This is a genomic window from Caballeronia choica (assembly GCF_001544535.1).
In the GTDB taxonomy this organism is placed as follows: Bacteria; Pseudomonadota; Gammaproteobacteria; order Burkholderiales; family Burkholderiaceae; genus Caballeronia; species Caballeronia choica.
This window is the reverse complement of record NZ_FCON02000247.1, coordinates 1-7,202: the sequence shown is the minus strand read 5'-3', so window position 1 is coordinate 7,202 and position 7,202 is coordinate 1. Positions and strand designations below refer to the sequence as shown.

The 7,202-nt window shown below is 60.0% G+C and carries 7 protein-coding genes and 1 pseudogene; 2 read left to right on the top strand and 6 right to left on the bottom strand.

Annotated elements, in window-relative coordinates; translation table 11 throughout:
- Positions 1-73: 73 nt before the first annotated feature.
- Positions 74-1,702 (bottom strand): acyl-CoA synthetase, encoded by a 1,629-nt coding sequence (locus AWB68_RS41285; RefSeq protein WP_235028797.1) that lies wholly within the window; start codon positions 1,700-1,702, stop codon positions 74-76.
- Positions 1,703-2,600: 898 nt separating this feature from the next.
- Here AWB68_RS41285 and AWB68_RS41275 point away from each other — a divergent pair.
- A complete protein-coding gene (locus AWB68_RS41275) occupies positions 2,601-2,870 on the top strand; it encodes a hypothetical protein (RefSeq protein ID WP_087649917.1) in 270 nt (89 codons plus the stop codon).
- Between the two features lie 212 nt (positions 2,871-3,082).
- Positions 3,083-3,262 (top strand): hypothetical protein, encoded by a 180-nt coding sequence (locus AWB68_RS41270; protein ID WP_087649916.1) that lies wholly within the window; start codon positions 3,083-3,085, stop codon positions 3,260-3,262.
- A 246-nt stretch (positions 3,263-3,508) separates the two neighbouring features.
- Here AWB68_RS41270 and AWB68_RS51945 read toward each other — a convergent pair.
- The 5 genes and pseudogenes from AWB68_RS51945 to AWB68_RS41245 form a co-directional block, all read right to left on the bottom strand.
- Positions 3,509-4,506: pseudogene (locus AWB68_RS51945) on the bottom strand (IS701 family transposase); the annotation flags it as partial.
- Positions 4,507-4,523: 17 nt separating this feature from the next.
- Positions 4,524-4,982 (bottom strand): hypothetical protein, encoded by a 459-nt coding sequence (locus AWB68_RS47610; protein WP_125483230.1) that lies wholly within the window; start codon positions 4,980-4,982, stop codon positions 4,524-4,526.
- A 356-nt stretch (positions 4,983-5,338) separates the two neighbouring features.
- Positions 5,339-5,521, bottom strand: a complete 183-nt coding sequence (locus AWB68_RS41255; protein ID WP_087649920.1) for a DUF2934 domain-containing protein — start codon at positions 5,519-5,521, stop codon at positions 5,339-5,341.
- Between the two features lie 150 nt (positions 5,522-5,671).
- A complete protein-coding gene (locus AWB68_RS50265; RefSeq protein WP_087649914.1) occupies positions 5,672-5,881 on the bottom strand; it encodes a hypothetical protein in 210 nt (69 codons plus the stop codon).
- 227 nt (positions 5,882-6,108) lie between these two features.
- The coding region (locus AWB68_RS41245) for a hypothetical protein (RefSeq protein ID WP_125483229.1) at positions 6,109-7,202 on the bottom strand (1,094 nt) is incomplete at its 5' end.

Genomic DNA, 7,202 nt, shown 5'->3' with positions numbered 1-7,202 from the left:
TGCGAAAAGATCGTCGCAATAGCCGCGCAGTTAGAGGAACGCGGCTTCTGCTGACATGTATTTCAGCAACCTGTTAGAGCGCCTTGGCCTGTTCGCGCAATACGAACTTCTGGATCTTGCCCGACGAGGTTCTCGTCAGTGGCCCGAAGACGATCTTCTTCGGCACTTTGAAACGGGCCATGCGCTCTCGACAGAATTCAATCAGCTCCGATTCGGTGACCTGCGCCCCCTCCTCGAGTTCGATGAAAGCACAGGCAACCTCTCCCCATTTGTCGTCGGGTCGAGCCACGACCGCAGCACCCATCACCGAACTATGGCGATAAAGCACGTCTTCCACTTCGAGCGAAGAGATGTTTTCACCGCCCGAAATGATCACATCCTTGGAGCGGTCCTTGATCTTGACGTAACCGTCGGAGTGCACTACCGCCAGATCGCCGCTATGGAACCAACCGCGTTCAAACTCCTTCTCGGTCGCGCGGGGGTTCTTGAGATAGCCCTTCATGGTCAGGTTGCCGCGGAACATGATTTCCCCCACCGTCTCGCCGTCCCAGGGAACCGGCACCATATTGACAGGATCCAGCACCGCCATGGCTTCCTGCATCGGTGCCCGCACGCCCTGGCGGCTATTGAGTTCAGCGCGTTGATCCAGCGGCAACCCGCTCCACCCCGCCTGCTTGGCGCATACGGCGGCGGGCCCATAGGTCTCCGTCAAGCCATAGACATGCGTAATGTCGAAACCGATCCGCTCCATGCCCTCGATAACTGCGGCCGGCGGGGCGGCGCCGGCGATACAGCCCGACACTTTATGCTCAATTCCGCTTCGCATTTCTTCTGGCGCACTGATCAGCATGCTATGCACTACCGGAGCGGCACAAAAATGAGTGACCTTGTGCGTCTTGATCGCGTCGAAAATCGCCTTTGCTTCCACGCGACGCAAACACACGTTGGTGCCAGCGTTGGCTGCCATGGTCCACGGAAAGCACCAGCCGTTGCAGTGAAACATGGGCAGCGTCCACAAGTACACCGCATGGTGTGGCATGCCCAGGGAAAGAATGTTCGACACCGCGTTAAGGTACGCGCCCCGATGGTGGTACACGACCCCCTTCGGGTTGCCAGTGGTGCCCGAGGTGTAATTGAGGGCGATCGCATCCCATTCGTCCGCGGGCAATGACCACTGGAAATTGGCGTCACCCTCAAGGAGAAATGCTTCGTAGTCTTTTTCGCCCAGCAACTTCCCGCCTTGATACGCGGGGTCATCAATGTCGATCACCAACGGCCGCTCTTCGAGCATTGGCAGAGCATGTTCGATGATTGCGGAATACTCCCGGTCGGTGATCAGGACCTTGGCTTCGCCATGCTGCAGCATAAAGCTGAGGGCTTCCGCGTCGAGCCGGGTGTTCAGGGTATTCAACACCGCGCCAATGATCGGCACCGCAAAATGCGCCTCATACATGGCTGGCACGTTAGGCGCCATCAGCGCTACCGTATCGCCCACGCCGATCCCGCGTTTTTTGAGCGCCGAAGCTAGCCGCCGGCAACGCTCATAGCATTCCTTCCATGTGATCTGCCAATCCCCATGAATCACAGCGACGTGGTTCGGGTAAACGAAGGCCGCACGTTCGATGAAACTAACGGGAGACAGCGGAACGAAATTCGCATTGTTCTTGTCGAGGCCGAGGTTGTATGGGTCAATGTGTTTCACAACAGTCTCCATTCGATTCGCGATCAAGCGACCGGCTTAGTTTCGACGATGATGCTCGAAATGCTACCCTGCTGGCTAGACAGTGTGACCAGATCCGCTGCACATCGGCGGTAACCCTAGCGGTTTGGACATGCGCGGTACGCCGCCCTATCAATGAGAGAGGTCTGCACATTTCGCTTCCATTCCAACATCATCGGATGATCAGGCATTTGATCTGCGTCAACAGCACTGCACCGTGCTCGTCATCTCGCCAGCTCCACGTCGACGCTAGAACATGTTGTCGATTCAGCCCGCAAGCGCTTCCACTGAATATCCGCTTGGTGCCGCTGAAAGCATGTTGCGCTGCAGCATCGATTCGCGTATGGGGCTTCGTTACGAAAACCAGTCGGGCGCCGATCTCCTCGACGCGGTCAGAAAGGTCGCATCGGGAGGTATTTATCTCAGCCTGACGACGGCGGACCTCGTTGCGCAGACACTGCAAGGAGGTCCGGTTACCTTGCCGCATCAGAGGCTGACGGACCGCGAACTTGACGTATTTTCCGCATTGCGTGCGGCCAGGCGCCGACATTCATCGCACACGCGCTGTCCCTGAGTGCGAAGACCATTGGCACATACGGAGCGCGCATCTTAAAAAACCGAATGCCCTCATGGGGCGGCACTGGTCCGCTATGCCGTGCGGCACAAGCTTATTGCAGAGGACGGCGACACGTGGACGCACTGAAAGCTGTTCGCCGCCCATACCTATCGCTCCGCCAACATCGTATAGCTTGATCCTGGTCAATGTGCGCCGTTCCATGGCGCGCCCAATGGTCGAATACGACGCAATCGAGCGTCATGCTTACCTTGGCCGCAGATCGGGCGCGCCTGATCGACGGACACAACTTCTGGGGGTAACAGCATGAAGCGATCTTTCGCGGTTCTATCGATGGCACTGGCGGCGGTTGGTACGACGCCGGTCTGGGCTCAAGGCACGGCCGCATCCGGTGCTCAGGCGACGGAAAGCACCGACAGCATTGTGCAGATGAGAAGCGAAATCCGCGCCGCCGATGCGGAGTACCTGGCCAAAGTCCGCGCCGCGGATAGAGTCCGCGAGCGGCTGGTGGCCGAGGCATGGGCAGAGCGGAAGAAGGCCGTCGAGGCTGCACGGTCGGGGGCCAGCAGTGGGTGACTCTACGCAAATCCGGTCCGAGCGTCGGCGACAGCCGGGAACGCGTCCCGTGGCTCGCGAAGGGCGCACATTTGCAAACGATGAATATTCGCCATGAAGCGGTGCCTGTGCGGTGTGCCCTGATCACACCCTCGTCGAGGGTACCGACGCAACTGAACTTTCAACGGCAGCACGACCTGTCGTCAAATCTTGTACATATATAAGGAATAGCCATGAGTGCCGAACAGCTAACGAAACTTTGGGCCGAATTCGACGATCTTGCATCGAAGAGCGAAAATGCGGACGTCCAATTCGTAATCCGGGCGATCAAACTTCACGCAGAGGTTGTGAACTTCCGGCTCGCCGCCCTCGAGACACAAGCGGGGATGAAACATCAAACGCAATCGGAATAATGTTCGGGAGGGCTAGACGGTGGGATTGGGAGATTTGACGCACACGGGACCCGAACCTAGATACAAAGAAACTGGCGGTACGCAGTCGCGTCGCCGCTAGTGACACTGTCGTGCGCGCTACTGGTGCTTGCGCCGCCCTGTCGACCAGGCCAGCACGCATTCGATGGAGTGAGCTCCACGCCATATGAGACGGCATAACAACCGGCGAATCTCCTGGACACTGAGCGGCACCGAACCCTCAGGTGTTTTTTTGCTGCGTACCCGCAGGGTGACGAGTACCGCATGGGCCAGCAGGGCCAGCGTGATGTGGCGGTGCCAGCCTTGCTATCGGCGCACCACGTATTGATCGAGCCGGCATTCGCCTTTGGTCGCCTCGGAGCCGGTTTCGATTTCCCACCTGCGGGCCGCGACGTTGACCGAGGTTTGCCGTGTTACCTTGCTGCGCGGCGCGTGCACAGCGTAATATGCATGCTCACGTTTCTCATCAAGGGTGCGCCGCACCAGCAGGTAATGCCCGAAGCAGCGCTCTTCGGTGGCGATCTGCATTCGCCACAGCGGGGTCAGCGCCCAGTCATATAGCCGCTCGCCCTTTGCGCCGGCACCCGCCGATAGGCGTCGCCACGCTTGTGCCGGCAGGGCGTCGGCGATCCGGTCGGCCCGTACGTAGTCGGGACCCTGCCACCACAAGGGTTCATTTTCCGCGGCCAGCACGAAAGACTGGCCGCGCGATTCGAGCCACAACCCCATCTGGCGGTCGCTGCCGTAGACTTCATCACCCGTGACCCAGCCGCACGGCACACCTGCGTCCAGCGCCCGTTAAGGCATGCTTCGCGCGAGTCGCGGCTTCGTTGCAAACTCCACCGACCCGGGAATGCCCGCTGCCTCGCAGCGCACACGGTCATCGGTCCACGCCTTGGGCATATACAATTCGCGGTCGATAAATGCGCTGCCGCCACGACCGGCATAGCAGAGTAACGCGCCGATCTGGTTGTTCTCCATACGGCCTGCGGTCCACTAATCTGGCGTTGCTCACCGGCCAAGTGCTGCCCCTTCTTGACGAAACCAGTCTCATCCACGATGAGAGCCGCTTCACGTTCGCCCAGTTGTTCAACAACATATTTCCGCAGTACATCGCGCGCAGTTTCGGCAACCCATTGTGCCCGCTCGAAAAGATGCTCCACGCCGTCAAGCGTCGCTTCGCCGATCCATTCGGCGAGCTGCCAGCCGTTTTTACGCTCGACCGTGAATTTGCATGTGATCATCATGCGGGCGCAAGCACGAAGCCCCTAAAGTTCGTCTCGATGCTCCGAATCTCGTTGGCGCAGCTTGCATAGAACAAGCCCGGACTACCGTCGTCCTTGTACATCCCACGGCACATCCCTTTCAGCTTGATACGGGCGCGTTCACCTGGTCCGTCGAGCGGAACCTGCGTCGCAGACAGATAGACTACGCCCTCTTCATGAGGTTGCGCAGTTTCGATGCCGTTGCCGTCCGCGTGCTGAATTCGGGTCGCCGAGAATCGGGACACGTACTCCTTTGTCCGCTGCCAGCGCATGCCGCATTCTTCCTGACCGGTACACTCGATCGAAGCAAAGATGTGCGCCGCGACCAGTGATGGCTCGGTCTGTTCGAATTCACTCCAGCGTGTATTCGAGGCACACGCGGCAAGACAACTGACTAGCATTGCGCACCCAACTGACCTCTTCATACTCTTCACCATGTGTATCGATCCGGACAGGAGAACGATAGGCGACACGCCGCCCCGATCCCTTGATCTGGCTCACCCGATCGCAACACCGCGCATGCGAAAAGCGTTTGACCTAAGTACCTTCGCAGGTCTCTCCGTTCGAGTCTCTGCGTCGGCCGACGGCCGAACCCGTAGGGTTTTGCGACGAACCGTCAGTATCCGCAGAGTTGGCAACGTGGACCGTGGTTATATCTGGGCACTCGGCGTCCGCTACCTTACCGGACGCGCCGCTCGCGCGCAAACCGGCGCGCTGTTGACGGTATGAGGCCTTGCGGCCGCGACCGAGCAAGCGGGGCTCGATGTTCGGGCCTCGCGGTTCATCGCATTCGTCAGCCGCCGTTCGGATCGGAAGGGCTTTCGCTTGCGGTACTGGCGCTTTGCAAGTCCTCTTCCGCGAGAATGGACTTCGCCTGCTCCCAGAATTCTTCCGCGCGTCCCTCGGGACTTCCCTGCCGCTCCCACAGGTCATAGGCACGTCGGCGAATCCGGTCCTGCTCTTTTTGATCTTCCATGATGCCGCTCCCTGCGCCGCCGCGCGATGAATAGGTGAAATAGCCTGTGACCGCCCGACAAGTGACCGTTGCGTGCATGGCAAGCCGCCAGCGCGCTTAGGCATCGCCGCCGCGATGCGCCGTGTCGCGCAGTGCCGTCAAAAGGAAACGCTAGCCACCGCGCGCATCGCTTCCCTTGAGTTCGCCGTGCCTGTGGGCATGCGTCGCGGCATAATTCAGATCGAAGTGCGCGCCCTTACCGCTTCGCGTCGGCGGAAAATGCTTCCCTTCGACGTAAGTCACCTCAAAATTGTTATTGCCGTCCTCATGCATGACATCGTAAATGCCTGACGTCTTTACGACCTCCCCCGGCTGAACTATCGCCCGCGATCACATCCTCCGTTAAACTATCGATCGGATTGCAGCAAGGGGCATGCCGTGCTTGCTCATCGACACGGTCCGCCCGCGCTCACTGAACCCGATCGGGCGCGGGCGAACTGGCATATAGTCCAGCGGCCTTGCGCGCCGGGAAAACTACTCAGACGCCGTGTTGAACCCGAGCTAGACTCCTTGACTGAATTGATCTTGTAGCAGTCGAGTCAAGTTTTCTACGCGGCGATTTTGACCTGATCGCACCAGGCGTTGACGGCCTGCTCCGCGGTGCGGAAGCTGCGCTGCAAAGACGCTGGCGAGGCGGCTGGTGCCTGAGGGCTAACCAATGCAAGGCCCGGGCGCAAGATGCGCGAATATACGCGCGTATAGAAGAGTGCCGTTTGCAGTCCACGATTTGTGAGCCGATAGCGGTGGGTCTTGGGCACTCGCTCGATCAGGCCGTGCAAGCGCAGGCGTCGCAGCTCGTAGCTCATGTGCCCCGGGCCGATTTCGCCGGGACGCAGGCCCAGCAGCACGGCGTAGGCTTGCCGCAGGTCTTGATTGGTAAAGCCGCGCGCGACGAAGACGAACATCACCAGCGCCTGCAGCAGCGCCTGGACCTTCGGGTCGGCAAAGCGCAGCGCCGGTGCGCGCTGCCCGTGAACGTGGCGCGCACGCTGCAGGTCCTGAAACGCGTCTTCGCCCAACGCACAGTCGTGGCTGATCTGCTCGATTTCGAGCATGCGCCGATTCGCTGCAAAGCCAATTCGGCGTAGCTCGGGCAAGTTGCGCAGCAGTCGTCCGACGCGAAAGTCGCGGGTGTCGTTGATGGTGGTCTCGGTACGTAGCGCCTGACCCTCCTTGTGGTACTGCTTGATGCGTGAACGCTTGTAGTCCACATGCAGCGAAGGGGTGACCCCTTCGGTAATCACCCGGGTGCGAAAGCGCCCCGGGGTGCGCCGATTGACGCGGCGATCGAAGATCAGTTGCACTTGGCCCGGGCGTCCGATGTCCAGGTTCTCGCGGATGACCTGCTCGAAGAAGATGCGGCCTGTCACCGGTCGATCGAGCACCTGGGTCAGCGCGAACTCGGCCTGCAGGATCGACAGCGCGTAGCGGTAACCGGCGGCCCGGTCGCGCCGATCAAACGGATGCGGTAGTCGTGCCAGCCATTTGCGCAGCAGCCGATCAATCTTGCGCTCATCCAGCCCATCGCAGATTCGCTGCAGCGCCTTGGGGTCTTCGCACGAGAGGATGCCGTTGTCCAGCGCCTCGAAGGCGATGCCGCGCTTGCGCAATTGGCACTTGGCGTACTCGTTGCCGTTGATAC

Excerpts from the sequence above, each read along its gene's own strand:
- AWB68_RS47610 (WP_125483230.1), bottom strand. The coding sequence starts at position 4,982 with ATGGTGAAGAGTATGAAGAGGTCAGTTGGGTGCGCAATGCTAGTCAGT.
- AWB68_RS41270 (WP_087649916.1), top strand. The coding sequence starts at position 3,083 with ATGAGTGCCGAACAGCTAACGAAACTTTGGGCCGAATTCGACGATCTT.
- AWB68_RS41275 (WP_087649917.1), top strand. The coding sequence starts at position 2,601 with ATGAAGCGATCTTTCGCGGTTCTATCGATGGCACTGGCGGCGGTTGGT.
- AWB68_RS41255 (WP_087649920.1), bottom strand. The coding sequence starts at position 5,521 with ATGGAAGATCAAAAAGAGCAGGACCGGATTCGCCGACGTGCCTATGAC.